Here is a 25,502-nt window from a genome sequence, read left to right as displayed (position 1 = left end):
GGTCTAGGAGGCGGGCTCGGCGATGTCGGGGCGGACGGCCGTCGTCGAGACCGTGCGCGGCAGCGGGTCGGGGAGGTGCTCGAGCGGGTGCTTGAGGAAGTCGAAGGGGCTGAGCTTGACCTCGTTGACCACGGGGCCGACCTCGCGCTTGCGCACGCCGAGGACGTTGAGGGCCTTCTCGATCGGGGCGCCCGCCCAGTAGTCGAACGCCGGCTTGAGCGAGGGGGACTGCCAGCCGAGGATCTGCCGCAGCTCCACCGGGGAGCGCATGGAGGAGCGGCCGAGCTCCGCGTCCGCGAGGGCCGTCAGCTCCGACTGCGCGAGCGAAGGATCGTAGAACTCGGGCCAGACTTTCTTGAGGAAGGCCTCGCTCGAGGTCTCGGAGATGCCCTTGATCTGGAAGTGGGGCCCGTAGACCTCCGTGCGGGTGCCCACGGCCGCGGCGTAGACGAGCGCGGTGGCGAGGCGGTTGGAGACGACGCGCTCGGCGCTCGCGACGAGCCACAGGATCCGCGAGAGGAACGCGGGGTCCCGGCGCTCGCCCGCCGTCGTGATGCGGTGGCCCGCGGAGGTCCAGGCGTCCACGATGTCCTCGCGCTGCATGTCGTCCACATGCAGGCAGACCACAGCGGGGCCCTCCTTCTCATAGACCTCGCGCGCGTACGCCCGCTGGTCGCCCTCGACCTCCACGAGGCGGGTGCCGTGGAAGGGGATGACGACGGCGGGCAGCGTCTTCTCCGGGAGCCCGCCCTTCTCTCGGACGATGTCGTAGAGGTACAGGAACGGCGAGCCGATCGCGGTGGAGGAGAAGCCCGTCTCCGCGCGGGACTCGGACTCGCTCCAGCCGCGGGCCTCGTGGGACCAGACGAAGAGGTTGCCGGCCGGCGCGGACTCGGCGAGGTCCGCGAAGTGGCTGCGGACGGGGGAGACCGGAGTCCAGCCGTGCTGGACGAGCCCGCCGATGTGCCGGGGGGCCTTCAGGCCCGCGAAGGCGGCGTAGGCGGCGGAATGGCCGTAGAAATGGTTCTGGATGTCCACAGTGGTGCCTCGAAGTCGTCCGGCGCGGTCAGTGCGCCCACCATTCTAGGCGGCCGTCGCCTCGCGCCGTCGAACGCTCACCCCGCCGGGGCGAGCCAGGCGGCGATCTCCGAGGCCGGACGGGCGGCCCGCTCGCCGGCGAGGCCGAGCCCCGCGACGACCTCGGCGAAGCGCTCGCCCGCCCAGAGGTTGAGGTGCTCGGCGTCGCCCGCGGCCGCCGCGGCGGCGCGGAGCGGAGCGGTGAGGTAGTGGACCTCCGGGTAGGCGGACGGCGCCTCGGCGCTGTGCTTCCGGGTCATCGCGTTCTCGACGCTCCTCGCCGCTCGGCCGCTGAACGCGCGGGTGACGGCGGTGGGCCGCTCGCCGAGCCGGAGGAGCGCCTCGCGGTACAGCGGCTTGGTCCCGGCCTCCTCGGCGAGGAGGAACGCGGTGCCGGCCTGCCCGGCGAGCGCCCCGGCGTCGAGGGCCGCGCGCAGGTCCTCGGGGGACGAGATCCCGCCGGCCGCGATGACGGGCCGGCCGCGCCGGGCCGGGTGCCCCGCCGCCGCCCGCACCAGGTCCGGAGTCGAGTGCTCCTCGGGCTCGGCGTACGGGTCGAACGCCCCGCGGTGGCCGCCCGCCTCAGCTCCCTGGACGACGACGCCGTCCGCGTCGCCCGCCAGCGCCCGCCCGATCTCATCAGGGCTCGTCACCGTGGCCAGCACGGCGATGCCCGCGGCTCGCAATCGCGAGACGAGCTCGGGGGAGGGCAGGCCGAACGTCGTCGAGACCGCGTCCGGGCGGAGCTCTTCGAGGACGGCGGCCTTCGCCTCGAGGGCGTCGTCGTCGAAGCGGAAGCCCTCCGGGGGCTCGGCGCCGAGCTCCGCGTACTCCGGCGCCAGTCGCTTCCGGTACGCCTCGAGCTCGGCGCGGCTGTTCGGCCCCGGCTGGGGGAGGAAGAGGTTGACGCCGAGCCGCCGGGCCCCGAGGGAGCGGGCTCGCTCGATCTGCTCGCGCAGGGCCTCGGGAGAGAGGTAGCCGGCGGCGAGGAAGCCGAGGCCTCCGGCGCGGTCCACGGCGGCGGCGAGCTCCGGGGTCGAGGGGCCGCCTGCCATCGGCGCGCAGACGAGGGGCCTGGCCAGTGCGGGCAGCGGGATCGGGGAGCTCATGCGCCCAGTCTGCGCCCCGCTCCGCACCGCTCGCAACGGGGGATTTGGCCCGACGCTCTAAACTGGGATGACCATGGCTGACACCGACTTCCCTGCAGAGATCCGCGAGCTCCGAGCCACCCTCGAGTCCATCGAGGCCGTGACGGACGTCCCCGCTCTCAAGAAGACCATCGCGGAGCTCTCCGAGCAGGCCTCCGCCCCGGACCTGTGGGATGACACGGAGAACGCCCAGGAGGTGACCTCCCGCCTCTCCCACGCGCAGGCGCAGCTCGACCGCGTCTCGAAGCTCTCCGAGCGGATCGACGACCTCGAGGTGCTCGTGGAGCTCGGCGAGGACGAGGAGGACGAGGACTCCCTCCAGGAGGCGCAGAAGGAGCTGAAGGCCATCCGCAAGGCCCTCGAGTCCCTCGAGATCGTCACGCTCCTCAGCGGGGAGTACGACGAGCGGGACGCCGTCGTCACCATCCGCGCGGGCGCCGGCGGCGTGGACGCCGCGGACTTCGCCGAGATGCTCCTGCGCATGTACACGCGCTGGGCGGACAACCGCGGCTGGGACGTCAAGGTCCTGGACACCTCCTACGCGGAGGAGGCCGGGCTCAAGTCCGCCACCTTCGAGGTCAAGGCGCCGTACGCCTTCGGCACGCTCTCGGTGGAGGCCGGCACGCACCGCCTCGTGCGCATCTCGCCCTTCGACAACCAGGGACGCCGCCAGACGAGCTTCGCCGCCGTCGAGGTCATCCCGCTCATCGAGACCACGGACACCATCGAGATCCCGGAGTCCGAGCTGAAGATCGACGTCTTCCGCTCCTCCGGGCCGGGCGGCCAGTCCGTCAACACCACGGACTCGGCGGTGCGCATGACCCACATCCCCACCGGGATCGTGGTGTCCATGCAGAACGAGAAGTCGCAGATCCAGAACCGCGCCGCGGCCCTGCGCGTCATGCAGTCCCGCCTGCTGCTGCTCAAGAAGGAGCAGGAGGACAAGGAGAAGAAGGCGCTCGCGGGAGACATCAAGGCGAGCTGGGGAGACCAGATGCGCTCCTACGTCCTGCACCCGTACCAGATGGTCAAGGACCTGCGGACGGAGCACGAGGTGGGCAACGCCGCCTCCGTGCTGGACGGGGACCTGGACGGGTTCATCGACGCGGGCATCCGCTGGCGCTCTCAGCCGAGCGACGCGTAGACTGACCGATTCGGAGTTTTCAATCACATGAGCCGCGCGCTGAGGCGCGGCTGAGGAGGAGCCCCATGGCCAAGGAGAGCGGTCCGAAGGTCATTGCCCGCAACAAGAAGGCGTTCCACGACTACCACGTGCTGGACACGTACGAGGCCGGCGTCTCGCTCATGGGCACCGAGGTCAAGTCCCTGCGCGAGGGCAAGGCGAGCCTCGCCGACGGCTTCGCCATGTTCTACAACGGCGAGCTGTACCTGGAGAACGTCTACATCCCGGAGTATCTCAACGGCTCCTGGACCAACCACAGCGCCCGCCGCCGGCGCAAGCTGCTCCTGCACCGGGAGGAGCTCGCGAAGATCGAGCGGAAGACGCAGGAGAGCGGCCACACGATCGTCCCCCTCCAGATCTACTTCAGCGGCAGTCGCGCCAAGGTGGAGATCGCCGTGGCCAAGGGCAAGAAGGACTGGGACAAGCGCCAGACCCTGCGCGAGAAGCAGGACAACCGCGAGGCGCTGCGCGCCATGCGCGAGCGGAACCGGGGCGTGGCATGAGCCCCTGGAATCAGCGAGACGAGCGCGAAGAGCACGACGGCGACTGGTGGGACGAGACGGAGTCAGACCACGGCGACGCTGCCTGGGAGGACCGCGGGCGCTCCGAGGAGGCCGGCGGCGGGATCTTCGGCGGCAGCCATGCCGATGACGATCCGGCCCACGGGCCGCTCGGCGGGCGTCCGCCGTTCTGGGTGTGGATCCCGGTGGTGCTCGACGTCTTCATCCTGGTGGCGCTGCTGCCCGCCGTCATCGTGCTCCTCTTCCCGCCGTTCTTCGTCTACTTCGTGGAGCTCGCCAAGATCCTGGTCTGGATCTCGCCGCTGCTCATCGCGGGGAACATCGCCGCCCTCGTCTGGGGCTTTCCGCGGCGTCGGCCCGTTATCACGGGGCTCGCGCTGCTCGGCCTCGCCTTCGTGGGCCTCGCCTTCGCCGTCGCGGTGTACGCGAGCGGCGGGCGGGATCCGATCACCGTGTTCGGCGTCCCGTTCGGCGGGAGCGCGGGGGAGCAGCAGCCTGAGGAGGGCGTGGACGCTCTTGCCGGTGTCAGCGCCGGAGTGCTATTCTGAGTAGTCCGCTTCCTCTGGGGAGCGGGTTTGGCAAGTCAATATGGGGATGATCGGTTTCGACGGTGTTTGTCGAGGCAGGGGAAGCGGGCCAAGGATGCAGAGTCATCTTGTCAACGCTCTCTGCACACCAATAAGTGCCGAATCCAAGCGCACTGACTTCGCTCTCGCTGCCTAAGTAGCGAGCAAGTCCGTCAGCCGGGGGTTGCTATCGCCCCCGATCCTGGCGTCGTTGAGATAGCCACTGCTGGGCGTCCCCGCCGTCGGGACGCCTGGGACTTTTAGACGGCTGGGCCCGGGACAGTCACTTGTCTGCATGATGACTGGGGCCGAGAAAACCCGACGCAGACTGCGCCCGGAGAAGCCCTGGCAACACAACATCGGACGGGGGTTCGATTCCCCCCATCTCCACTGGAAGAAGGCCCGGACACCCGGGCCTTTTTTCGTGCCCAGTCGCAGGCATTCGTGCGGCCCTAGCGTGAGGGCGGGGCGCGCGGCCTGCGCCCTGGCTGACGGCCTTCTCGGGGCGCTGCAGTCTCGGATGGCTCCCGCACCCGTTTTCGCTGCCTGCGCTTGCCGCCCTGCCGGGCCAATGAAATAATGCCCGTTATGGACAGCTGTGACCAGGCGTCGAGGGGCCGCCGGACGCGCCGGGGCCGCGGAGGAGCGGATCGTCGCGGGGAGTGGACGGGCTGGGCTGCACTTGCCGTCGTTGCCTTCCTCGGGCTGGTCGTGGCGGCGTGGGCCATCAGTTCCATCACGGCACACGGACGTTCCGGGCCGGCAGCCGTCGCCGGGGTTGTGCGCTTTCTCAAGGAGCACAGAGAGTTGGCGCCGTGGGCTGTCGGGATGATCGCGTTCGCAGCCATGGCCGTTCAGGCTTGGACGAACGTCTCCCGGTCTCGGGAAGCGGTGAACAAGGAGTTCCGCGAATCGCTCCAGTGGGCTCTCGGACGAGTGAATGAAAGCGATGACGCCGTCGAGCGCAACTTCGCGTTGGGGATGATCCTCGCCTTTCGCGCTCAGCCCCCGAGGATGCTCTCGCAGAGCAACAAACGACTCGTTGCCCGAGCAGTTCGAGATCTCGCTCTCATGCCCGTGGTGACGGACCAGCGCAGCGACGCATTGCCCGGGGCTGCGCTGCTCGGAACCCCGAAGGAGGACGCTGAGCATGAGTGACGACAGACCGTGGCATCCGCGCGATGGCGTGGACGGCTTCACGGGGATTTCCCAGGCGGCTGGAGAGAGAGCCTGTCAGATGAAACTGGCTGAAGCTCGCCGTTGGGCGGCGTGGGAAGACGAGGCGGTGTCAGCGCCTGCCCGGGACTCTCTGACGGACTTCTGGCGGGGATTCCGCCGAGGCTTCTTCCTGCAGCGGGACTGAGAACAGCGACCTCATGGGCGGCTGGGCGGCCCAAGCCGCCTAGACTCTCCCCGTGATCCCCGAGCACTCGACTTCCGCACCGCACTCGTCCCCCGCACCAGGCCGGGTGTCCTCCCAGACCCGCACCCTCGTCGTCGCGATCCTCGCCAGCTTCATGGCCATCCTGGACGGCTCGGTGGTCAACCTGGCCCTCGTGGACATCGGCCGGGACCTCGGCGGCGGCCTCGCGGAGCAGCAGTGGATCGTGAGCGGCTACCTCCTCAGCCTCGGCGCGCTCATCCTCGTGGCCGGGTCCATCGCGGACCGCTTCGGCCGGGAGCGGGTCATGACGGCCGGGCTCATCGGCTTCGGCGTCACCTCGCTGGCATGCGGCCTCGCGCCGACGCCGCTCGTGCTCGTCCTCGCCCGGGTGCTCCAGGGCGTCGCGGGGGCGTTCCTCGTCCCGTCCTCGCTCGCCATGATCGTGAGCGCGTTCAGCGGCCCGGCCCAGGGGAGGGCCATCGGCACCTGGACCGCGTGGACCTCGGTGGCGGGCCTCGTCTCGCCGCTCGTCGGCGGCGTGCTCGTGGACGCGCTCTCCTGGCGGGCCGTCTTCTTCGTCAACCTGCCGCCCATGGTCGCGGCCCTCTTCGTCCTCCGCCGCATCCCGGTCACACGGCCCGACGTCCGTGCGGAGCTGGACCTGCCGAGCTCCGTCCTCACTGCCCTCGGCCTCGGAGGACTCGTGTTCGGCCTCATCGAGCTCTCAGGGCAGGGGCCGCGCCCCGGGGTGCTCGCCCTCATCGGCGCCGGTCTCGCCGGACTGGTGCTCTTCGTCCTCCGCCAGCGCCGGGCCGAGCACCCCATGATGCCGCTCGCCCTCTTCCGCGTGACGAACGTCGCGGCGGGCAACGCGGCCACAGTGCTCATCTACGGCGCGATGGGCCTCGGATTCTTCGCCCTGCCCCTCTACCTCCAGTCCGTGCTGGGCCTCAGCGCCGTCGTCTCCGGCGTCGTCGCCATGCCGCCCACGCTCCTGCTGCTCCTCGGCTCGGGGCGCGTCGGACGGCTCTCGGGGGAGCGCGGCCCGCGGTGGCTCATGGCGGGCGGGGCGGCCCTCGCCGCGTGCGGATACGTCCTCATGGGCGCTGTGCCCCAGGAGCACAGCCTCTGGGCGGGGGTGGTGCCGGGCGTCGTCGTCTTCGGGCTGGGCCTCACGCTCATCGTGGCGCCCCTGACGTCTTCGGTCCTCGCGCACCTGCCGCCGGAGTCCTCCGGCATCGGCTCGGCGATCAACAACGCGGCCGCCCGGATCGCGGGGCTTGTGACGGTCGCCTTCGCGGGCCTCGTCATGGGCGGCCGGGTCTCCTTCGAGGGATTCCGCAGCGCAGTCTGGACCACGGCGGGGCTGCTCCTCGCGGGCGCCGTCGTCTCCGCCCTCGGGGTGCGGAACACGACGACGGCGCGGCGCCCCTCAGCAGTGGAGGAGGACGCCGCGCCGCGTGAGGCCCCGCAGGGGGCCGGTGGCCGGGACAGCGCTAGGGAGCGCTGACCGGCTGGGATCCGGCTAGGACTCCGGCAGCTCGCGCTGGTCCGGGCCGCTGTAGTCGGAGAGCGGGCGGATGAGCGCGTTGCTCGCGCGTTGCTCCATGATGTGCGCCGTCCAGCCGGTGATGCGGGAGGCGATGAAGAGCGGCGTGAACATCTGCGTGTTGAAGCCCATGAGGTGGTAGGTCGGGCCCGCCGGGTAGTCGAGGTTCGGCTTGATGTCCTTCGCCTCGGACATGGCCTGCTCGAGCCCGTCGTAGAGGCCGAGCATCTCGTCGCGGCCGTAGTGCTCGATCATCCGGTCCAGGGCCGCCTTCATCGTCGGCACGCGCGAGTCGCCGTTCTTGTAGACGCGGTGGCCGAAGCCCATGACCTTCTTCTTCTGGGCGAGCGCGTCCTCCATCCAGGCCTTCGCCCGGGCGGCCGCGTCCTCGCGGGACTCCTCCTTGCGGATGCCGATCTCGTCGAACGTGGCCATGACGGCCTCGTTCGCGCCTCCGTGCAGAGGTCCCTTGAGCGCGCCGATCGCGCCCGTGACCGCCGAGTGGAGGTCCGAGAGCGTCGAGGTGATGACGCGCGCCGTGAACGTGGAGGCGTTGAAGGAGTGCTCCGCGTAGAGGACCATCGAGACGCGGAACGCGTCCACGACCTCCGGCGGCTGCTCCTCGCCGAACGTCATCCAGAGGAAGTTCTGCGCGTAGTCGAGGTCATCGCGCGGCTCGACCGGCTCCTGGCCGCGGCGGCGGCGCTGGTCGTACGCCACGACGGCCGGGAACTTGGCGAAGAGGTGCTTGGACTTCTCGAGCTCCGCCTCGGGGGAGGAGTCCTCCGCCTTCGGATGGTTCGCGCCGAGGACGGAGACGGCCGTCCGGCCCACGTCCATCGGGTGGCAGTCCTTCGGCAGCAGGTCGATCGCGGCGCGGACGTTCGCATCCAGCGCGCGGTTCGAGCGCTCGAAGGAGCGGAACTCCTCGAGCTCCTGCCCGCTCGGCAGCTCGCCGTTCCAGAGGAGCATGGCGACCTCCTCGAACGACTTCCGCGCCGCGAGGTCCTGCACGGGGTAGCCGCGGTAGAGGAGGGAGTTGGTCTCGGGGTTCACCTTGGAGATCGCGGTGGTGTCGACGACGACGCCCGCGAGCCCCTTCTTGATCTCAGTCATGAGTGTGCCTTCCTAGTCCGCCAGGCTGCTGGCGTTGGATTCGATGTCGAGGCCGGGGACGGCGAAGTTGAAGATGCCCGTGTCCCACTGGTTGTACGCCTCGTAGTCCACGAGGCCGTAGAGATCCTTCCTGGTCATCATGTCCTGGACCGAGGCGTTCTGGGAACCGTTCGCCTGGATGTCCTCGAGCACCCGCTCCGCGGCGCCGAGGGCGGCGCGCAGCAGGGTGACCGGGTAGATCACCATGGCGATGCCCGCGTCCGCGAGCTGCTGGCGGGTGAAGAGCTCGGACTTGCCGAACTCGGTCATGTTCGCGAGCACGGGGACGTCCACGGCCCGGCAGACCGCCTCGAACTCGTCGAGGGACGCCATCGCCTCGGGGAAGATCGCGTCCGCGCCGGCGTCCACGAGGGCCTTGGCGCGGTCGATGGCCGCGTCGAGGCCCTCCACGGCGCGGAGGTCCGTGCGGGCCATGACGAGGAAGTCCTCGTCCGCCCTCGCGTCCGCCGCCGCCCGGATCCGCTTCGTGGCGGTCTCGAGGTCCACCATGTTCTTGCCGTCGAGGTGGCCGCACCGCTTCGGGTTGAACTGGTCCTCGATGTGGCAGCCGGCGAGCCCGGCGTGCTCGAGCTCCTGGACCGTGCGGGCCACGTTCATCGGCTCGCCGAAGCCCGTGTCCGCGTCGACGAGGGCCGGGAGGTCCGTCATGCGGGCGATCTGCCCGGCCCTCTGGGCCACCTCGGTCAGGGTGGTGAGGCCGACGTCGGGCAGGCCCAGCTCGTTCGCGAGCACCGCGCCCGAGATGTAGACGCCGTCAAAGCCCTTGGACTCGATGAGGCGGGCCGAGAGCGGGTTGAACGCGCCCGGGAACTGGGCGGCGGCCCCCGGCTTCAGGGCCTGGCGCATCGCCTTCCTCTTCTGGGAGGGCGTGACCTTGGAGTAGAGCATGTCTGTTCCTTTCGTCCGGAAGGGCCCGGCTGAGCGAGGCCGGGGACCCTGCGGCCTTCGCTAGAAGAGGCCCTTCGGGGCCGAGGCGAGGTCGATGACGCCGCCGGCGGCCTGGATGTTGAGCTGGTCGAGCTCGCCGGCTCCGAGCTCGGCGAGGTTGTCCACGGCCGTGAGGAAGCGCTGGATCTCCGCCTCGTCCACGAGCCCCTCGGCGAGGCTGCGGAACTTCTCGACGTACTGCTCGCGGGCGAAGGGACGCGCGCCGTTCGGGTGGGCGTCCGCCACGGCGATCTCGTCCTTGATGACCGTGCCGTCCTTGAGCGTGATCTCCACCGAGCCGCCGAACGCCTTCTCGCTGATGTCGAGCGAGTGGTATCGGCGGGTCCACTCCGGGTCCTCCGTCGTCGTGACCTTGCGCCAGAGCTCCACGGTGTCCGGGCGCTGGGCGCGCTCGGGGGCGTAGGAGTCCACGTGGTGCCAGGCGCCGTCCTGGAGGGCGACGGTGAAGATGTACATGATCGAGTGGTCGAGCGTCTCGCGCGAGGCCTTCGGATCGTACTTCTGCGGGTCGTTCGCGCCGGAGCCGATGACGTAGTGGGTGTGGTGGCTCGTGGCGATCTTGACGGACTCGACGTTCGCGGGGTCCGCGGCCTCGGGGTGCTCCGCGTGGAGCTTGCGGGCGAGGTCGATCCAGGCCTGGGCCTGGTACTCCGCCGAGTGCTCCTTGGTGTACGTGTCGAGGATGGCGCGCTTCGGCTCGCCCGGCTCGGGCAGCGGGACCTCGTAGGAGGCGTCCGGGCCGTCGAGCAGCCAGGCGATGACGCCGTCCTCGCCCTCGTAGATCGGGACGGGGGAGGTCTGCCCGCGCATGGCGCGGTCCACGGCCTCGACGGCCATCTTGCCCGCGAACGCCGGCGCGTGCGCCTTCCACGTGGAGATCTCGCCCTTGCGGGACTGGCGGGTCGCCGTCGTCGTGTGGAGGGCCTGGCCCACAGCCTGGAAGATCGTCTCCTCGTCGAGTCCGAGGAGCGTGCCGATGCCCGCGGCCGCCGAGGGCCCGAGGTGCGCCACGTGGTCGATCTTGTGCTTGTGGAGGCTGATCGCCTTGACGAGGTCCACCTGGATCTCGTAGCCGGTGGCGATGGCGCGGATGAGGTCCGCTCCGGACGCCCCCGTGTGCTGCGCGACGGCGAGGATCGGCGGGATGTTGTCGCCCGGATGGGAGTACTCGGCTGCCAGGAACGTGTCGTGGTAGTCCAGCTCGCGGACCGCGACGCCGTTGGCCCAGGCGGCCCACTCGGGGGAGACCTTCTCCTCGATCCCGAAGACGCCGGCGCCGCGACCGGACTGGCCGCAGGCCTCGCCGGAGCGGTGGCAGAGGGCCTGGGCGCGGGCGGAGACGATCGGGCCGCGGTTGAGGGAGGCGATGGCCACCGAGGCGTTGTCGATGATGCGGTTGGCCACCATCTCGGCGACCTCCCGCTCGACCGCGACCGGGTCGGCGGCGACCCGGGCGATCCGCATGGCGAGCTGCTCCTCGCGGGGGAGGCTCTCCTCAGAGCGGTAGACGCGGACCGTGTGCGTGGCAGTCATGCTGTTCCTTTCATCGGGGCGAGCCTCAGGGGACTCGGGGAGTCGGCCGAATCGGCCAGGCTGAGCGCGTCGACGATCGCCGAGCGCGCGTGGGAGAGGTGGACTCGGGCGGCGGCCGCCGCGAGCTGGGGGTCGCGGGCCGCGACGGCGCGGGCGATCGACGCGTGCTCGAGCGCAGAGGCCCGCAGCCGCCGTGCGTCTTCGCGCGTGGCCTGGCGCAGTCGTGCCAGGTTGGCGCGGAGGGGGCCTTGAGCCCGCTCGAGGTACGGGTTGTCCGCGGCCTCGGCGAGTCCCGCGTCGAGGCGGGCGATGAGCTCGTAGTACTCGGCTCGGTCCTCGCGGGCCTCCGCGAGGACGGCCGCGGCTCGCTCGAACTCGTCCGCGAGCTGCTCGAAGCGCTCGGGGGCGGCGCGCTGCGCCGCGAGGGAGGCGGTGACGGTCTCCAGGGCGATCCTCGCCTCGAAGAGGGCGTCCACGTGCCCGCGGGTCACCGAGGAGACGACGACGCCGCGCGAGGGGTGGGGCTCCACCAGGCCGTCAGCGGCGAGGCGGCGCAGGGCGTCCCGGAGCGGGGTCCGGGAGACGCCGAGGCGGGCGGCCTGCTCGACCTCGCCGAGCACCGTGCCCGGCTCGAGCCGCCACTCGACGATGTCCCGCCGCAGCTCGGTGTAAGCCCGATCACTTGCATTCACACCGCCACTGTATACAGAAACGACGCCCCAGGCCAGGATTCACAGAGATCTTCGAGAATCGAGGCCCGGAGCGTCGGTGTTCTGTATACAGTTGGGCGGCTGTGGGCAGGGAATCCCCACCGCACGGAGGAGGGCAGGAAGCGCTACCGCGCGGTGAGCACGGCCTCCGTGGCCTCGGCGATGGCCGCCTCCTCGTCCGTGGGGACCACGAGGACGTCGATGGCCGAGTCCGGCCCCGAGATCCGCCGGGTCTCGTCCGAGCGCTCGGCGTTGGCGGACTCGTCCAGGGTGATGCCCAGCGCGCCGAGCCTCTCGACGACGGCCTGCCGGAACGGCGCCGAGTTCTCCCCGATGCCCGCTGTGAAGACGAGGGCGCGGGCCCCTCCGACGGCGACGTGGTACGCGCCGATGTAGCCGGCCAGGCGGTAGGACGCCATCTCGATGGCGAGCCGGGCGCCCCGGTCTCCCTGCTCGGCCTTCTCCACGATGCGCCGCATGTCATTGGTGCCTGCGATCGCCTTGAGTCCGGACTCGTGGTTGAGGACCCGGTCCAGGTCGTCCGCGCTGCTGAGGCCGGGGATGTGCCGGCGTGCGGCGGTCACCACGGAGGGGTCCACGTCTCCCGAGCGGGTGCCCATGACGAGGCCGGCGAGCGGCGTGTACCCCATGGAGGTGTCGATCGAGCGGCCCTCGCGGATGGCCGTGGCGGAGGCGCCGTTGCCGAGGTGGGCGATGACGGCGTTGAGCTCCTCGCGCGGCACGCCCAGGAACTCGGCCGCGCGCCCTGTGACGAAGTCGTGCGAGGTGCCGTGGAACCCGTACTTCCGCATGCCGTACTTGCGGTACCAGTCGTCCGGCACGGCGTAGCGCCAGGCGTGCTCCGGCATGGTGCGGTGGAAGGCCGTGTCGAAGACCGCCACCTGGGGAAGGTCCGGCCACGTCTTCACGAGAGCGCGGATGCCGAGCGCATGCGCCGGGTTGTGGAGCGGCGCCAGGGGTGCGAGGCGCTCGATGGCCCGGATGATCTCGTTGTCGATGAGCACCGGCTCGGAGAAGCGCTCGCCGCCGTGGACCACGCGGTGGCCGGCGGCGTCCACGGTCCGGCCGCCGAGTGCCTCGTCCAGGCGGCCGGCGATGATCTCCAGGCCTTCGGCGTGGTCCTTGACCTCGCCCGAGCCGATCTCCTCGATGAGGCCCTTGGTCAGCACCTCGTGGGTCTCGGTGTCCCGGACCTGGTACTTGATGGAGGACGAGCCGGAGTTGATGACGAGAACCAGCATGGGGTTCCTTCCCTGTGTGCGGGCGCGCCGGTGCGGCGGGCCGGTTCGTGAGGGCGCCTAGCCCTGGGCCTGGATCGCGGTGATGGCGACGGTGTTGACGATGTCTTCCACCGTGCAGCCGCGGGAGAGGTCGTTGACCGGCTTGCGCAGGCCCTGGAGCACCGGGCCCACGGCCACGGCCCCCGCGGACTGCTGCACGGCCTTGTAGGTGTTGTTGCCCGTGTTGAGGTCCGGGAACACGAACACCGTGGCCTGTCCCGCCACGGGGGATCCGGGCAGCTTGGAGGCCGCGATGGACTGGTCCACCGCCGCGTCGTACTGGATGGGGCCCTCCGCCACGATCTCCGGGTGCCGGCCGCGCAGCAGCTCCGTGGCCTCGCGGACGCGGTCCACGTCCTCGCCGGAGCCGGACCCGCCGGTGGAGTAGGAGAGCATGGCCACCTTGGGGTCCACGCCGAACTGGACGGCGGTCTCGGCCGAGGCGGCCGCGATGTCCGCGAGCTGGGCCGCATCGGGGTTCGGGTTCACGGCGCAGTCGCCGTAGACGAGGACGCGGTCCGCGAGCAGCATGAAGAAGACGGAGGAGACGATCTGCACGCCCTCCTTGGTCTTGACGAACTCGAGCGCGGGCCGGATGGTGTTGGCGGTCGTGTGCGCCGCCCCGGAGACCATGCCGTCCACGTGGCCGAGCTGCACCATCATGGTGCCGAAGTAGGAGCCGTCCAGCATCCGCTCCATGGCCTGGGCGTGGTCCACGCCCTTGTGGGCGCGGAGCTTCGCGTACTCCGCGGCGTACTCCTCGCGCAGCGGCGAGGAGGCCGGATCGATGAGGCGGACGCCCGGGGCGTCGTCGGAATCCGTGAAGTCCAGACCGATGCCCTCGGACTGAGCGAGCTCGCGGACCTTGTCCTCGCTGCCGAGCACCGTGATGTCGCAGAAGTCCCGGCGGCGGATGATCTCGGCGGCGCGGAGGATGCGTACGTCCTCGCCTTCCGGCAGGACGATCCGGCGGCGGTCCGAGCGGGCCTTCTCCACGAGCTCGTGGAGGAACCGCAGGGGAGTGCGGCGCTCCGGGCGGGGAAGCTCGAGCCGGCCGAGCAGCTCCTTCTCATCCACGCTGTTGGACCACACGCCGAGCGCGGCGGCGATCTTCCGCGGCTCGCCGGCGCGCAGCGCGCCCTGGACCGCGCCGACGGCCTGCGCCGAGGTGTAGGTGTCCGTGGCCGTCCGCAGGACGGGGAACGGGGCGGCCTTGATGAGGGCCTGGGTGGCGGCGTTCGTCTCGAGACCGCCCGAGAGCAGGAGGCCGGAGGGGACCGGGAAGCTCGGCGAGAGCGCCGAGGCCAGGGTGGCCATGACCACGTCCGAGCGGTCCGCCGGGGTGATGACGAAGTCCCCGTCTCCCATCTGCGCGAGGAAGTTGCCCACGGTCATCGCGGCCACCTTGACCGCCTGCACGTCGCGGTCCAGGGAGACCGTGACGTCTTCTGTGTCGAGGTCCAGGCGCTCCACGACCTCCTGGACCGTCGGCTGCGAGACGGCGGGCGTCTCCGGGATGACGTAGACGTGGCCGCCCCGGCGGCCCGCGGGCACCGACGCCTCCGCCTCCTCCGCCAGCTCCGGGTCCACCCGGTTGACGACGACGGCGAGCAGGTCCGTCTTGGCCGCGTGCAGCTCCGACCGGGTCACCTTGACGGCGTTGACGATGTCCTCCACCGTCTCCGCCACGTGGCCGCTGATGATGGCGAGCACCGAGCAGCCGAGGTTGTTGGCGAGCCGCGCGTTCATGTCGAACTCCGCCGTGGCCGCGTTGTGGGCCAGGAGGTCCGTGCCGTCCACGATGATGACGTCGCACGTCCGGCTCATCTCCGAGTAGACGGACAGCGCCACGCTGTCCAGCTCGTCATGGTCTCCGGAGGCGAGGATCTCGCGGCAGCGCGCCAGGGAGACGCCTCCGCGCGCCTGGATGTCCGCCTCGCCGAAGGTCTCCCGCATGAGGCGGATGGTGGGGTCCGTGTCCTCGGAGTCCGTGAGGTGCACGGGCCGGAAGTAGCCCACTGAGTCGGCGCGCCGGATGAGGGAGTCGGCGAGACCCAGTGCGATGAGGGTCTTGCCGGCTCGCGGCGTCATTGCGTCGAGGAAGATGCCCTGCGTCATGGTCCGTCCTTCGAGTGGGTGCCGGTGGCGTGCTTCCAGTCTAGAAGGCGGCGGGGCCGCCGGAGGCCCCGAACGGGCGGATCGGGGCGTTGTTTCCATCACGTGCGTGCGAGTCCCGGCGGGGCGGGCGGCGGCGAACGAGCGTTCAACCTCTGCTTCAAGGCTCGCCGGGCGGAGACCGCCTGTCCGGCAGAATGGGACAGGACCGTCATAGCCTGGAGGAATCGCCTGGATCCGGGCATCCGGCCCCAGGGCGGCCCGCAATGACGACGACGAAGGAAGCGTGGAGTTCTCCGTGACCAATCAGTCAGTGCCCCAGAACGCCGGCGACGAGGCGCAGCTCGGCCCGACGGGCAAGCCGCTGCGCGAGTTCCCCGAGCCCGCCCCGCTCGAGTCGCACGGCCCGGCGCGCGTCATCGCGATGGTCAACCAGAAGGGCGGCGTCGGCAAGACGACCTCCACCATCAACCTCGCGGCGGCGCTCGCGGAGCTCGGCCGCAAGGTCCTGCTCGTGGACTTCGACCCGCAGGGCGCGCTCTCCGCGGGCCTCGGCGCGAATCCGCACGACCTCGAGGAGACGGTCTACAACGTCCTCATGGACCGCAAGGTGGACGTCCGGGACACCATTCTGGAGACGGAGGTCGAGGGCCTCGACCTCCTGCCCGCGAACATCGACCTCTCCGCCGCCGAGGTCCAGCTCGTCAACGAGGTCGCCCGCGAGCAGGTCCTCGACCGCGCGCTGCGGAAGGTCTCGAACGACTACGACGTCGTCATCATCGACTGCCAGCCCTCCCTCGGCCTGCTCACCGTCAACGCGCTCACGGCCGCGCACGGCGTCATCATCCCGCTCAGCCCCGAGTTCTTCGCCCTGCGCGCCGTCGCCCTCCTCGTCGAGACCATCGAGAAGGTCCAGGACCGCCTCAACCCGGACCTTCAGATCGACGGCGTCCTCGCCACGATGTACGACCCGCGCACCATCCACGCCCGCGAGGTCATGGGCCGCCTGGTCGAGGCGTTCGGGGACAAGGTCTTCGAGACGCCCATCAAGCGCTCCATCAAGTTCGCCGACGCCACCGTCGCCGCGGAGCCCATCACGAGCTTCGCCGGGAACCACTCCGGGGCCACCGCGTACCGGAACCTGGCCAAGGAGCTCATCGAGCGCGGCGGGGCGCCGTAGCACGCCCCGTGACTGCTCCGGCCGAGTCGCCTGAGGAAGGCGCCCTCCACAGCCCGGAGGGCGCGGCGGGGGAGGCGTCCGCGCCGAGCGGATTCGCCGTCGCCCTGAGCAACTTCAACGGCCCGTTCGACCTCCTCCTGCACCTCATCGCCTCCAAGGAGATGGACGTGACGCGCGTGGCGCTCGCGGAGGTCACGGACGAGTTCCTCGCCTACACGTTCCGCCTGGCCGACGACCCCGCGGACGAGCGCAGCGAGGACGAGCGGCTCGAGGAGCGGACCGGCTTCCTCGTCGTCGCCGCCACGCTGCTCGACCTCAAGGCGGCACGCCTCCTGCCCGGCGGCGAGGTGGAGTCCGTCGAGGACGTCGAGGCGCTCGAGGCGAGGGACCTCCTCTTCGCAAAGCTCCTCCAGTACAAGGCGTTCAAGCACGCGGCCGAGCACATCGGCGAGCGCATGGCCGCCCACGCCACGGCGTTCCCGAGGGAGGTCCCGCGGGGCTTCGGGTTCGAGGGCCTTCAGCCCCCGCTCGAGCTCTCCGTGACCCCGGACGAGCTGGCGAGGATCGCGGAGGCCGCGCTCTCGCAGGCCAAGCCGCCCCGTCCCACAGAGGTGGGTCTCACGCACCTGCACGGCTCGCTCGTCACCGTTGCGGGGGAGTCGGAGGAGATCGCGGGGCGGCTGGCCGCCGCGGGCCGCCTCTCCTTCGCGGAGCTCACCGCGGACGCGGAATCCCGGCTCGTGCTCGTGGTCCGCTTCCTCGCCCTGCTCGAGCTGTACCGCCGCTCGCTCATCGTCCTCGAGCAGGAGGACGAGGAGATCGCCGTCGAGTGGACAGGGCCCTCGGACGCAGAGGAGGCGCTCGAGGGAGCCGTCATCGAGGATTACGAGGGCACAGCACCGGAGGGAGCAGGGGCATGAGCAATCCGAATCGGCAGGCGGACCCGGAGCGGCCGCAGCCGGTGCCTGCGCGGGAGGACTGGCCCGAGGAGGTGCTGAGCGCCGCCGAGGCGGTCCTCATGGTCGCCGACTCGCCCGTCTCCGCGGAGGAGCTCGCGCGCGTCCTCGGCGAGAGCGCGGAGGCGGCGGCCTCCGTCGTCGGGCTGCTGGCGGAGGAGTACGACGGCGAGCGGGGCGGCCGCCGTCGGGGGTTCGAGATCCGCCGCGCAGGGGGCGGCTGGAGGATCGCCGCCCGCGGCGAGCACCGGGACGTCGTCGAGCGGTTCGTGCTCTCGGGGCAGAAGGCCCGCCTGAGCCTGGCGGCCCTGGAGACGCTCGCCGTCATCGCGTACCGGCAGCCGGTGGCCCGGAGCGAGGTCGCGGCGATCCGCGGCGTCAACGTGGACTCGGTGGTCAAGACGCTTCAGCACCGCAATCTCGTCGTGGAGCAGGGCGTGCACCCGAGCTCGGGGGCGACGCTCTACGGCACCACCCAGTACTTCCTGGAGCGGCTCGGGATCGACTCCGCCGAGGAGCTCCCGCGCCTGTCTCCGCACCTGCCGGGGGTGGAGGACCTGGCCGAGATCACGTCGGAGGAGCTGGAAGCCTGAGCAGGCGGTTTGAGACAATGGAGTCTCAGCGGCGGCGCGCTCGCCGCCCTCGCACTCGCTTTCCGCGTGTCTCGCGCATCGACCCCAAGGACGCCTCATGAGCTCGTCATTCTCCCGCAAGCCCTCCTCCGGCTCCGGCCGCGGCCCTCAGAAGGGCAGCCCCCAGAAGGGCGGCCCCCGCCGTCCCGGCTCGGCCAAGCCCTCCGGCGGCAAGTCCGGCTACCCGAAGTCCGGCGGCGCCAAGGCCGGCTCGGCGTCCGGTGCGAAGCGCGGCCCGCAGAAGGGGGCCGGCGCCCGCCGCGGCGGACCCCGCGTGAATCCCGAGACCTCCTCGGCGGGCCGTCCGTTCGCGAAGGACCGCCGCGGACGCGAGCTCAAGCCCGTGCGCCCGGAGGACCGCGCCCCCATCGAGCCCCGCCCGGGCACGGGCGAGTCCCGCGGCGAGGGCGTCCGCCTCCAGAAGGTGCTCGCCAACGCCGGCGTCTCGAGCCGCCGCGCGTGCGAGCAGATGATCGACGAGGGCCGGGTCGAGGTCAACGGCCAGATCGTCATCGAGCAGGGCGTCCGCGTGGACCCGGAGCGGGACGTCATCCACGTGGACGGAGAGCGCATCCAGCTGGACGCCTCGAAGACCTACATCGTCTTCAACAAGCCCAAGGGCGTCGTCTCCACCATGACTGACCCCGAGGGCCGCCCCGCGGTGGGGGACTTCGTCAAGAACAAGCACGAGCGCCTCTTCCACGTGGGGCGCCTCGACGCGGAGACGGAGGGGCTCCTCCTCCTCACGAACGACGGCGAGCTGGCGAACCGCCTCATGCACCCGCGCTACAACGTCCCCAAGACCTACCTCGTCCAGGTGCGCGGCCCGCTGCCCAGCGGGGTCGGCAAGCAGCTGAGGGACGGCGTGAAGCTCGAGGACGGCTGGGCCAGCGTGGACTCCTTCCGCCTCGTGGACTCGAAGCCCGGCCACGTGCTCGTCGAGGTGGTGCTGCACAACGGCAAGAACCGGATCGTCCGCCGTCTCTTCGAGGCCGTCGGCCATCCCGTGGAGCGCCTGCTGCGCGTCGGCGTGGGCCCCATCGTCCTCGGGGACCAGAAGCAGGGGTCCGTCCGCGTCCTCGGCCGCCACGAGGTGGGCCACCTCCTCAGCCTGGTGGGCCTGTGAGCCCGCAGCCCGGGGAGAGCACGAGGCTCCCGCGCCTCCTCGTCGTCGGGGCGGGCCTCCTCGGCGCGTCCGTGGGCCTGAGGTGGCGCTCTCTCGGCGGCACGGTCCACATCCGCGATGCGAGCCCCACCGCCGCGGCCATCGCGGCGGACCTCGGCGCGGGCCGCCTCTGGGCCGAGGACTCGTCGACTCCGGACATCGTCGTCGTCGCCACGCCGCCCGAGGTGACGGCCTCGGAGGTGCTCTCGGCGCTGGAGGACTTCCCGGACGCCGTCGTGACGGACGTCGCGAGCATCAAGGGCGCCGTCGTCCGGGAGGTCGAGGCCGCCCTCGAGCGAGACGGGCGCTCCTCGGAGCTGTCCCGCTACGTGCCCGGCCACCCGATGGCCGGACGGGAGCGCTCCGGCCCGGTGGCCGCCCGCGCCGAGCTCTTCGAGGCGATGCCCTGGATCGTGTGCCCCTCCCGGGAGCAGGCCGCCACGAGCGCCGTCGAGCACATGGCCATGCGCCTCGGCGCCACCGTGGTGCGCATGGACCCCCGTGAGCACGACGAAGCCGTGGCCCTCATCTCGCACCTGCCCCAGGTCGCCGCCTCGCTCGTGGCGGCCCGCCTGCAGGACGGCGAGCACACGGCGCTCGCGCTCGCGGGCAACGGGCTCAAGGACACCACCCGGATCGCGCAGAGCGACCCGCAGCTCTGGGTGCAGATCCTCGCCGGGAATGCGGAGGCGGTGCGCCCCCTCCTCGACGCGCTCCAGGAAGACCTGGGCAGCGTGGCCGAGGCCCTCGGGAATCCCGAGGCGCCGGGCGCCCGGCTCGCCGTGGCCCGGATGCTGGACCAGGGCAATGCGGGGCGCTCGCGGATCCCCGGCAAGCACGGCTCCGCGCCGAAGCACTTCGCGCACGTCATGGTGCTCCTCGATGACCGCCCCGGCCAGCTCGGCCGCCTCTTCAACATCCTCGCGGACCTCGGGGTCAACGTCGAGGACGTCCACATGGAGCACGCCGCCGGCCGGGACGTGGGCGCGGTGGACCTCTCCGTGCTGCCGCACCTCGGCCAGAGCACGGCTGACGCGCTCACGGAGCGCGGCCTCCAGTCCTATTACGTCTCGTGACGCCGTCCGCGCCGCGCACCTGTCAGGAAAGCGAAGGAACGATGACCTCATCCCTCTCCACCGACCGCCTCGTCGTCGCCGTCGACGGCCCCTCCGGATCCGGGAAGTCCAGCGTCTCGCGGGAGGCGGCCCGCCGCCTCGGCGCCGCCTACCTCGACACGGGGGCGATGTACCGCGCCGTGACGCTCAGCTGCCTCGAGGAGGGCGTGGACCTGGCCAGCCGCCAGGCCGTCGCGGAGGCGGTGCGCCGGGCGGAGATCGAGGTCTCCACCGATCCGGAGCAGGAGCAGACGGTGCTCGTCAACGGCCGCAATGTCACGCAGGAGATCCGCGAGCCGCGGATCTCGGAGCGGGTCTCCGCGGTGGCGACGACGCCCCAGGCGCGCGAGAACCTCGTGGCCCGGCAGCGCGAGATCATCGGAGCGCATCCCAGGATCGTGGCCGAGGGCCGGGACATCACCACGGTCGTGGCCCCGGACGCCGATGCGAGGATCCTCCTCACGGCCTCGGAGGAGGCCCGCCTGCGCCGCCGCGGCCTGCAGCTCGGCGGCTCCCAGTCTGCGGAGCAGCTCGCCGAGCAGGTGACGGGGCGGGACCGGAAGGACTCGGCCCTCGTCAACTTCACGAGCGCCGCGGACGGCGTGGTCACCCTCGACTCGAGCGATCTGGACTTCGAGCAGACGGTCCAGGCCGTGTTGGAGATCGTCCTCCGCGCCGGATCGGAGGGCACCCGATGAGCCGCCTGCGCAGCCTGGCCGCCCGCGGGCGCTCGCTTCTCACGGGAGGGGAGCGGCCGTTCGCGGACCGCGAGGTCCACGAGGGCGCCGGTCCCGTGGCTCTGCGGATCGGGCGCTTTCTCGACCACGTCCTCTACCGCACCGAGGTGACGGGCGCGGACCGCATCCCGGCCGAGGGCGGGGCGATCATCGCCGCCAACCACGCGGGCCTCCTCGACGGCCCGCTGCTCTACGGCGCCTTTCCGCGGGAGGGCCACATCATCGTCAAGCGGGAGATGTTCGAGGTCCCCGTCATCGGGGCCGTGCTCCACTACTCGGGCCAGATGGGCATCAACCGGGCAGGGGACCGGCGGACGCTGTCCCGGGCGGCGGATCTGCTCAAGCGCGGCAAGCTCGTCGGGATCCTCCCGGAGGGCACCCGCGGCACGGGCGCGGTGTCCTCGATCTCCTCGGGCGTGGCCTGGCTGGCGGTCGCGTCCGGGGTGCCCGTGGTTCCGGCGGCCGTCCTCGGCACCCGCCGGACGGGCACGAGCCGGTCCTGGCTTCCGCGCCCGCGGACCCGCCTCGCCGTCGCGTTCGGGGACCCGGTGACGGTCTCGAAGGCGGAGGGCGAATCGGGCCGTGACACAATGAATCGGGCTGCGGAGGAGATCCGCACCGCCCTCGCCGAGCATGTTCGGCAGGCCGAGGCGCGCACGGGCCTGCGCCTCCCCAGCGCCTGACCCCGCGGCCTCAGGCCACCGCCCGCGGCGCTCGACGGCGCCGGCGACGACGACCCCACGAACCGGACAAGGTGAAAGACATGGCAGAGCACTCGAGCGACGACTACGAGCCCGTCGAGGACGACCGCCTCGCGGAGCGGCTTGCCGCCATCGACGAGTCCGAGGCGGAGGCCCGCGCCGAGTCCCTGCGCCAGGGGCTCGCGGACTACGAGCTCGACGAGGAGGACCAGGCCCTCCTGGCCCGCTACCTCGACGACGACCTCGAGATGGAGGACGAAGCGCCGCTGCCCGTCCTCGCCATCGTGGGCCGGCCGAACGTGGGCAAGTCCACGCTCGTCAACCGCATCCTCGGGCGCCGTGAGGCCGTCGTCGAGGACGTCCCGGGCGTGACGCGGGACCGCGTCTCCTACCGCGCCGAGTGGATGGGCCGCGAGTTCACGCTCGTGGACACCGGCGGCTGGGAGCACGACGCGCGCGGCATCCACGCCTCCGTGGCCCAGCAGGCCGAGATCGCCGTGGACGCGGCGGACGCGGTGCTGCTGGTCGTGGACGCCACCGTCGGCGCCACCGCCACGGACGAGGCTGTGGTGCGCATGCTCCGCCGCAAGAAGAAGCCGGTGGTGCTCGTGGCCAACAAGGTGGACTCGGAGCTGCTCGAGGCGGAGGCCTCGGTGCTCTGGGGCCTCGGCTTCGGAGAGCCCCACCCGGTCTCGGCCCTGCACGGCCGAGGCGCCGCGGACATGCTGGACGCCGTCATGGAGGTGCTCCCCGCGGAGTCCGCCCACGGCGGTCCCATTGAGCGCGGCGGCCCCCGCCGGGTGGCCCTGCTCGGCCGCCCGAACGTGGGCAAGTCCTCCCTCCTCAACAAGCTCGCGGGAGAGCAGCGCGTCGTCGTCGACGACCTCGCGGGCACCACCCGCGATCCCGTCGACGAGCTCGTGGAGCTCGGCGGCCGCCAGTGGCGGTTCGTGGACACCGCGGGCATCCGCCGCCGCGTGCACATGCAGCACGGTGCGGACTTCTACGCCTCGCTGCGCACGCAGACGGCGCTGGACCGCGCCGAGGTCGCCGTCGTGCTCCTCGCCGTGGACGAGGTCCTCTCGGAGCAGGACGTGCGCATCCTCCAGCTGGCGATCGACTCGGGACGCGCGCTCGTCCTCGCGTACAACAAGTGGGATCTGCTCGACGACGAGCGCCGGCACTACCTCGAGCGGGAGATCGAGAGGGACCTGGCGCACGTCCAGTGGGCGCCGCGCGTCAACATCTCGGCCCGGACCGGCTGGCACAAGGACAAGCTCGTCCCGGCGCTTGACCGGGCGCTCGAGGGCTGGGAGACGCGCATCCCGACCTCGAAGCTCAACGCCTTCCTCGGCGAGCTCGTGGCCGCGCACCCCCACCCGGTGCGGGGCGGAAAGCAGCCCCGCATCCTCTTCGGCACGCAGGCGAGCACGCGCCCGCCGAAGTTCGTCCTCTTCACGTCCGGCTTCCTCGACCCCGGCTACCGCCGCTTCATCACGCGGCGCCTGCGCGAGACGTTCGGCTTCGAGGGAACGCCGATCGAGGTCTCCATGCGGGTGAGGGAGCGCCGCAAGCGCTAGCGCCTCGCGCTGTCGCCCTCCTGCCGCCGCCCGGACCGCCGTCCTCGTCCGGCGGCGAGGAGGCTGAACGCCGTGCCCGCCGCGAGCCACGCGACGAGCACCCACCAGGACTCGGCCATCGGGGCCTGCGGGAAGTAGCTGAGGTCGCGCAGGAGCGTGCCTGTGGCGCCGGGGACGAAGTGCTGGCCGATCTCGCCCCACGGCGCGGGCAGGAACTCCTTCGGCGTCTGCATCGAGGAGATCGGGTTGCCCACGAACATCGTGATGACGGCTCCGAGTCCGATGCCGGGCTGGCCCAGGAGGGCCTGGAGCCCGGAGATGAGGGCGGCCGTGGCCCCGAGGGAGAGGGCGCTGGCCGCCCACTCCAGAAGGAAGTCGCCCTGGAGAACGTGGAACCACGTGTGCATGACGAGCACGATCGCGAGGCCGGCAAGAGCGCCGTAGGCGGCCACGCCGAGGAGCCGGGAGCGGGTTCCCCGGAGCAGGAAGGACACGATGATGCCGCCGATCATGCCGCCCATCGTGAGCGGCATGCCCGCGAGGGCGAGGTTGCTGCCACGGGGATCCGCGGCGTCGAGCGGGGCCACGTCCGTGACGGTGATCTTCGGGGCGGACGCGCCCTGGAGGGAGGACTTCGCGGCAGCCGCCTTCTTGCCCGCGGCCTCGGCCTTCGCCCCGGCCTCCTCGGCCTGCTCCTGCATCGCGGCGAGCTGCGGGGATCCCGGAGGGAGCTGACCGGACATCTGCTCGAGGACGCCCGCGAGCGTCTTCGCCGCGCCCTGGGCCCCGGCCGCCTGGGCGCCGAGCTTCGCCGCCTCCTGCGCGCCCTTCTGCTGCTGCGCCGCGAAGCCCATCTGCGTCTTCTGCGCGAGGCCCTGCACGGAGCGCGCCGCCAGCTGCGTAGCCACCGGGCTCGCGGCGGAGGCCGTGAGCACCTCGAGGTCCTCCGAGTCCTTCGAGAAGACGAACGCGGCGTAGGCATCGCGGTGCTTCAGCGCGTCCTCGGCCTCTCTGCGGCTCGAGACGTGGCGGACGTCGAACCCGGCGTCCGCGTGCTCCGCCTCGGCGGCGACCTTCTGCTCCTGGGCGCTCGTGCCGACGACGAGCACGGGGAGGTGCTTCGTCGTCGTCGTGATAGAAGGCCAGATGAAGGCGAGCAGAACCGCCGTCACCGCGACGGCTCCGATGAGCGCGGCCTTGAGGGAGTGGCCGGCGTGCGTGCGGCCTCCCTCGTTGGCGGCCTCGGCGGAGCCCGCGGCAGGGTGAGCGGAATGCGGTGCGTGGTCGGCTCCGTGCGTGTCAGCGGACTGGGGTCCGTGCTCGGAGCGGGGCGGGGGAACGGGGTGGCTCATGGGGATCACTCCTCGAAAACGAATATGCGTTCTCTATGGTGCACCCTTGTACCCTGGAGAACAAGAACGTCCATTCTCTGAGGGGAGGAAGAGTGCCGAAGATCACCGAGGAGCGGCGCGAGGAGCAGCGGTCCAGGATCCTCTCCGCAGCCATGGCCACGTTCGCGGAACACGGCTTCCGCGGCGCCTCGATGGCGCGGATCATCAAGGCATCTGGCCTCTCGGCGGGAGCCATCTACACGTACTTCCCCACGAAGGACAGCCTGGAGCACGCCGTCGCGGAGTCGATCTTCCGCAACCGACTCGGTGCGCTGCGCGAGCTCGCCGAGTCTGATCCGGTTCCTGCTCCAGCCGAGGGCGTGCGGCGGTTCGTCGCGTCCATCCCTGCGGAGCTCATGGACACGGGGCTCCTCCTGCAGATCTGGGGCGAGGCCGTGTCCGAAGACCGCTTCCGCGAGCTCTCCACGGGAATCCTCCGGGGGCTCGTCGAGCGGATGGGGGAGTACCTCGCCGCCTGGCTGAGGCAGGAGCGCGGTCTGGACGAGGCGGCGAGCCGGGAGCGGGGACGGCGGCTTGCGCCGGCCGTCGTCGCGCTCTGCCAGGGCTACATTCTCCGGAGGGCGCTCTCAGGGGAGGGCGAGGAGGCCTTCCTGGGCAGCGTCGACGCCCTCCTCCAGGGGCTCTGAGCGCCACGCGCACGGCCTGTGAATTCACGGGCGGGGCCTTCATAGGGTAGTCTGGATGAGTTGTCCGGGCCTGCAGGGCTCGAGCAGCGGACGGGCTGTGGCGCAGCTTGGTAGCGCACATGACTGGGGGTCATGGGGTCGCAGGTTCAAATCCTGTCAGCCCGACGTCCGCCCCGGCGAGAGCACC

General features: G+C 71.4%; 23 protein-coding genes, 1 tRNA gene and 1 other RNA gene. 16 read left to right on the top strand and 9 right to left on the bottom strand.

All coding sequences use genetic code 11. From position 1 onward, the window contains the following. Nucleotides 1-3: 3 nt before the first annotated feature. Nucleotides 4-1,038 carry a hypothetical protein gene (locus H9I38_RS03035; RefSeq protein ID WP_226337175.1) on the bottom strand — a complete coding sequence of 345 codons (1,035 nt, stop codon included), beginning with the start codon at nucleotides 1,036-1,038 and terminating at the stop codon, nucleotides 4-6. 77 nt (nucleotides 1,039-1,115) lie between these two features. Further along, entirely contained in the window at nucleotides 1,116-2,186 is a 1,071-nt protein-coding gene (locus H9I38_RS03030; protein ID WP_226337174.1) for an NAD(P)H-dependent flavin oxidoreductase, read from the bottom strand. A 73-nt stretch (nucleotides 2,187-2,259) separates the two neighbouring features. Between H9I38_RS03030 and prfB the strand changes: the two genes are divergently transcribed. The 6 genes from prfB (at nucleotide 2,260) to H9I38_RS03000 (ending at nucleotide 7,389) form a co-directional block, all read left to right on the top strand. Next, the gene (gene prfB / locus H9I38_RS03025; protein WP_226337173.1) at nucleotides 2,260-3,369 is read left to right on the top strand and encodes a peptide chain release factor 2; all 1,110 of its coding nucleotides are present in this window, start codon (nucleotides 2,260-2,262) and stop codon (nucleotides 3,367-3,369) included. 65 nt (nucleotides 3,370-3,434) lie between these two features. Next, nucleotides 3,435-3,911 (top strand): SsrA-binding protein SmpB, encoded by a 477-nt coding sequence (gene smpB, locus H9I38_RS03020; RefSeq protein WP_226337172.1) that lies wholly within the window; start codon nucleotides 3,435-3,437, stop codon nucleotides 3,909-3,911. Continuing rightward, entirely contained in the window at nucleotides 3,908-4,477 is a 570-nt protein-coding gene (locus tag H9I38_RS03015; protein ID WP_226337169.1) for a hypothetical protein, read from the top strand. Before smpB ends, H9I38_RS03015 begins: the two co-directional genes overlap by 4 nt. 42 nt (nucleotides 4,478-4,519) lie before the next feature. Beyond that, nucleotides 4,520-4,888: a transfer-messenger RNA gene (gene ssrA, locus H9I38_RS03010) on the top strand. 195 nt (nucleotides 4,889-5,083) lie between these two features. After that, nucleotides 5,084-5,653: a hypothetical protein gene (locus H9I38_RS03005; protein WP_226337168.1), complete on the top strand. Its 570-nt coding sequence runs from the start codon at nucleotides 5,084-5,086 to the stop codon at nucleotides 5,651-5,653. A 257-nt stretch (nucleotides 5,654-5,910) separates the two neighbouring features. After that, nucleotides 5,911-7,389 carry an MFS transporter gene (locus H9I38_RS03000; protein WP_226337166.1) on the top strand — a complete coding sequence of 493 codons (1,479 nt, stop codon included), beginning with the start codon at nucleotides 5,911-5,913 and terminating at the stop codon, nucleotides 7,387-7,389. A gap of 15 nt (nucleotides 7,390-7,404) precedes the next feature. On the opposite strand, the gene H9I38_RS02995 is transcribed toward H9I38_RS03000, so the two are convergent. The 6 genes from H9I38_RS02995 to pta form a co-directional block, all read right to left on the bottom strand. Next, nucleotides 7,405-8,544 (bottom strand): bifunctional 2-methylcitrate synthase/citrate synthase, encoded by a 1,140-nt coding sequence (locus tag H9I38_RS02995; protein WP_226337165.1) that lies wholly within the window; start codon nucleotides 8,542-8,544, stop codon nucleotides 7,405-7,407. A gap of 12 nt (nucleotides 8,545-8,556) precedes the next feature. Further along, nucleotides 8,557-9,492: a methylisocitrate lyase gene (prpB, locus tag H9I38_RS02990; RefSeq protein ID WP_226337164.1), complete on the bottom strand. Its 936-nt coding sequence runs from the start codon at nucleotides 9,490-9,492 to the stop codon at nucleotides 8,557-8,559. Between the two features lie 60 nt (nucleotides 9,493-9,552). Beyond that, on the bottom strand, nucleotides 9,553-11,085 hold the full coding sequence (locus tag H9I38_RS02985) for an MmgE/PrpD family protein (protein ID WP_226337162.1): 1,533 nt from the start codon (nucleotides 11,083-11,085) through the stop codon (nucleotides 9,553-9,555). Beyond that, complete coding sequence (locus tag H9I38_RS02980; RefSeq protein WP_226337160.1) at nucleotides 11,082-11,777, bottom strand: GntR family transcriptional regulator; 696 nt, start codon at nucleotides 11,775-11,777, stop codon at nucleotides 11,082-11,084. Before H9I38_RS02980 ends, H9I38_RS02985 begins: the two co-directional genes overlap by 4 nt. A gap of 143 nt (nucleotides 11,778-11,920) precedes the next feature. Further along, entirely contained in the window at nucleotides 11,921-13,057 is a 1,137-nt protein-coding gene (locus H9I38_RS02975) for an acetate/propionate family kinase (protein ID WP_226337156.1), read from the bottom strand. Between the two features lie 57 nt (nucleotides 13,058-13,114). Next, nucleotides 13,115-15,214 carry a phosphate acetyltransferase gene (gene pta, locus H9I38_RS02970; RefSeq protein WP_226337155.1) on the bottom strand — a complete coding sequence of 700 codons (2,100 nt, stop codon included), beginning with the start codon at nucleotides 15,212-15,214 and terminating at the stop codon, nucleotides 13,115-13,117. Nucleotides 15,215-15,509: 295 nt separating this feature from the next. On the opposite strand from pta, the gene H9I38_RS02965 reads away from it, so the two are divergent. The 8 genes from H9I38_RS02965 to der all read left to right on the top strand — a co-directional run bounded on the left by H9I38_RS02965 (nucleotide 15,510) and on the right by der (nucleotide 23,277). Further along, complete coding sequence (locus H9I38_RS02965) at nucleotides 15,510-16,391, top strand: ParA family protein (protein WP_226337147.1); 882 nt, start codon at nucleotides 15,510-15,512, stop codon at nucleotides 16,389-16,391. A gap of 8 nt (nucleotides 16,392-16,399) precedes the next feature. Next, nucleotides 16,400-17,311, top strand: a complete 912-nt coding sequence (locus tag H9I38_RS02960) for a segregation and condensation protein A (RefSeq protein WP_226337145.1) — start codon at nucleotides 16,400-16,402, stop codon at nucleotides 17,309-17,311. Beyond that, nucleotides 17,308-17,940 (top strand): SMC-Scp complex subunit ScpB, encoded by a 633-nt coding sequence (gene scpB, locus H9I38_RS02955; protein ID WP_226337143.1) that lies wholly within the window; start codon nucleotides 17,308-17,310, stop codon nucleotides 17,938-17,940. Before H9I38_RS02960 ends, scpB begins: the two co-directional genes overlap by 4 nt. 97 nt (nucleotides 17,941-18,037) lie before the next feature. Next, nucleotides 18,038-19,105, top strand: coding sequence for a pseudouridine synthase (locus H9I38_RS02950; RefSeq protein ID WP_226337141.1), 1,068 nt, complete (start codon nucleotides 18,038-18,040; stop codon nucleotides 19,103-19,105). Then, nucleotides 19,102-20,220, top strand: a complete 1,119-nt coding sequence (locus H9I38_RS02945) for a prephenate dehydrogenase (RefSeq protein ID WP_226337139.1) — start codon at nucleotides 19,102-19,104, stop codon at nucleotides 20,218-20,220. The genes H9I38_RS02950 and H9I38_RS02945 overlap by 4 nt, the downstream gene beginning before the upstream one ends. A gap of 41 nt (nucleotides 20,221-20,261) precedes the next feature. Then, nucleotides 20,262-20,957 carry a (d)CMP kinase gene (gene cmk / locus H9I38_RS02940; RefSeq protein WP_226337137.1) on the top strand — a complete coding sequence of 232 codons (696 nt, stop codon included), beginning with the start codon at nucleotides 20,262-20,264 and terminating at the stop codon, nucleotides 20,955-20,957. Then, a complete protein-coding gene (locus H9I38_RS02935; RefSeq protein WP_226337133.1) occupies nucleotides 20,954-21,679 on the top strand; it encodes a lysophospholipid acyltransferase family protein in 726 nt (241 codons plus the stop codon). Before cmk ends, H9I38_RS02935 begins: the two co-directional genes overlap by 4 nt. A gap of 80 nt (nucleotides 21,680-21,759) precedes the next feature. Beyond that, on the top strand, nucleotides 21,760-23,277 hold the full coding sequence (gene der / locus H9I38_RS02930; RefSeq protein ID WP_226337131.1) for a ribosome biogenesis GTPase Der: 1,518 nt from the start codon (nucleotides 21,760-21,762) through the stop codon (nucleotides 23,275-23,277). Here der and H9I38_RS02925 read toward each other — a convergent pair. Beyond that, nucleotides 23,274-24,629, bottom strand: a complete 1,356-nt coding sequence (locus tag H9I38_RS02925; RefSeq protein WP_226337129.1) for an ABC transporter permease — start codon at nucleotides 24,627-24,629, stop codon at nucleotides 23,274-23,276. The two genes, der and H9I38_RS02925, sit on opposite strands and share 4 nt — an antisense overlap. A 92-nt stretch (nucleotides 24,630-24,721) precedes the next feature. On the opposite strand from H9I38_RS02925, the gene H9I38_RS02920 reads away from it, so the two are divergent. Both H9I38_RS02920 and H9I38_RS02915 read left to right on the top strand, forming a co-directional pair. Next, nucleotides 24,722-25,315 carry a TetR/AcrR family transcriptional regulator gene (locus H9I38_RS02920; protein ID WP_226337128.1) on the top strand — a complete coding sequence of 198 codons (594 nt, stop codon included), beginning with the start codon at nucleotides 24,722-24,724 and terminating at the stop codon, nucleotides 25,313-25,315. 91 nt (nucleotides 25,316-25,406) lie between these two features. Beyond that, nucleotides 25,407-25,480, top strand: a tRNA-Pro gene (locus tag H9I38_RS02915). Nucleotides 25,481-25,502: the final 22 nt, after the last annotated feature.

Source organism: Arthrobacter sp. UM1 (genome assembly GCF_020483305.1).
GTDB lineage: Bacteria > Actinomycetota > Actinomycetes > Actinomycetales > Micrococcaceae > Falsarthrobacter.
This window is presented reverse-complemented; position numbering and strand designations above follow the sequence as displayed.

What these genes read in the sequence shown, in the direction of transcription:
- H9I38_RS03030 (WP_226337174.1), bottom strand. Translation starts at nt 2,186, where the DNA reads ATGAGCTCCCCGATCCCGCTGCCCGCACTGGCCAGGCCCCTCGTCTGC.
- prfB (WP_226337173.1), top strand. Translation starts at nt 2,260, where the DNA reads ATGGCTGACACCGACTTCCCTGCAGAGATCCGCGAGCTCCGAGCCACC.
- smpB (WP_226337172.1), top strand. Translation starts at nt 3,435, where the DNA reads ATGGCCAAGGAGAGCGGTCCGAAGGTCATTGCCCGCAACAAGAAGGCG.
- H9I38_RS03015 (WP_226337169.1), top strand. Translation starts at nt 3,908, where the DNA reads ATGAGCCCCTGGAATCAGCGAGACGAGCGCGAAGAGCACGACGGCGAC.
- H9I38_RS03005 (WP_226337168.1), top strand. Translation starts at nt 5,084, where the DNA reads ATGGACAGCTGTGACCAGGCGTCGAGGGGCCGCCGGACGCGCCGGGGC.
- H9I38_RS02995 (WP_226337165.1), bottom strand. Translation starts at nt 8,544, where the DNA reads ATGACTGAGATCAAGAAGGGGCTCGCGGGCGTCGTCGTCGACACCACC.
- prpB (WP_226337164.1), bottom strand. Translation starts at nt 9,492, where the DNA reads ATGCTCTACTCCAAGGTCACGCCCTCCCAGAAGAGGAAGGCGATGCGC.
- H9I38_RS02985 (WP_226337162.1), bottom strand. Translation starts at nt 11,085, where the DNA reads ATGACTGCCACGCACACGGTCCGCGTCTACCGCTCTGAGGAGAGCCTC.
- H9I38_RS02975 (WP_226337156.1), bottom strand. Translation starts at nt 13,057, where the DNA reads ATGCTGGTTCTCGTCATCAACTCCGGCTCGTCCTCCATCAAGTACCAG.
- pta (WP_226337155.1), bottom strand. Translation starts at nt 15,214, where the DNA reads ATGACGCAGGGCATCTTCCTCGACGCAATGACGCCGCGAGCCGGCAAG.
- scpB (WP_226337143.1), top strand. Translation starts at nt 17,308, where the DNA reads ATGAGCAATCCGAATCGGCAGGCGGACCCGGAGCGGCCGCAGCCGGTG.
- H9I38_RS02950 (WP_226337141.1), top strand. Translation starts at nt 18,038, where the DNA reads ATGAGCTCGTCATTCTCCCGCAAGCCCTCCTCCGGCTCCGGCCGCGGC.
- cmk (WP_226337137.1), top strand. Translation starts at nt 20,262, where the DNA reads ATGACCTCATCCCTCTCCACCGACCGCCTCGTCGTCGCCGTCGACGGC.
- H9I38_RS02935 (WP_226337133.1), top strand. Translation starts at nt 20,954, where the DNA reads ATGAGCCGCCTGCGCAGCCTGGCCGCCCGCGGGCGCTCGCTTCTCACG.
- der (WP_226337131.1), top strand. Translation starts at nt 21,760, where the DNA reads ATGGCAGAGCACTCGAGCGACGACTACGAGCCCGTCGAGGACGACCGC.
- H9I38_RS02925 (WP_226337129.1), bottom strand. Translation starts at nt 24,629, where the DNA reads ATGAGCCACCCCGTTCCCCCGCCCCGCTCCGAGCACGGACCCCAGTCC.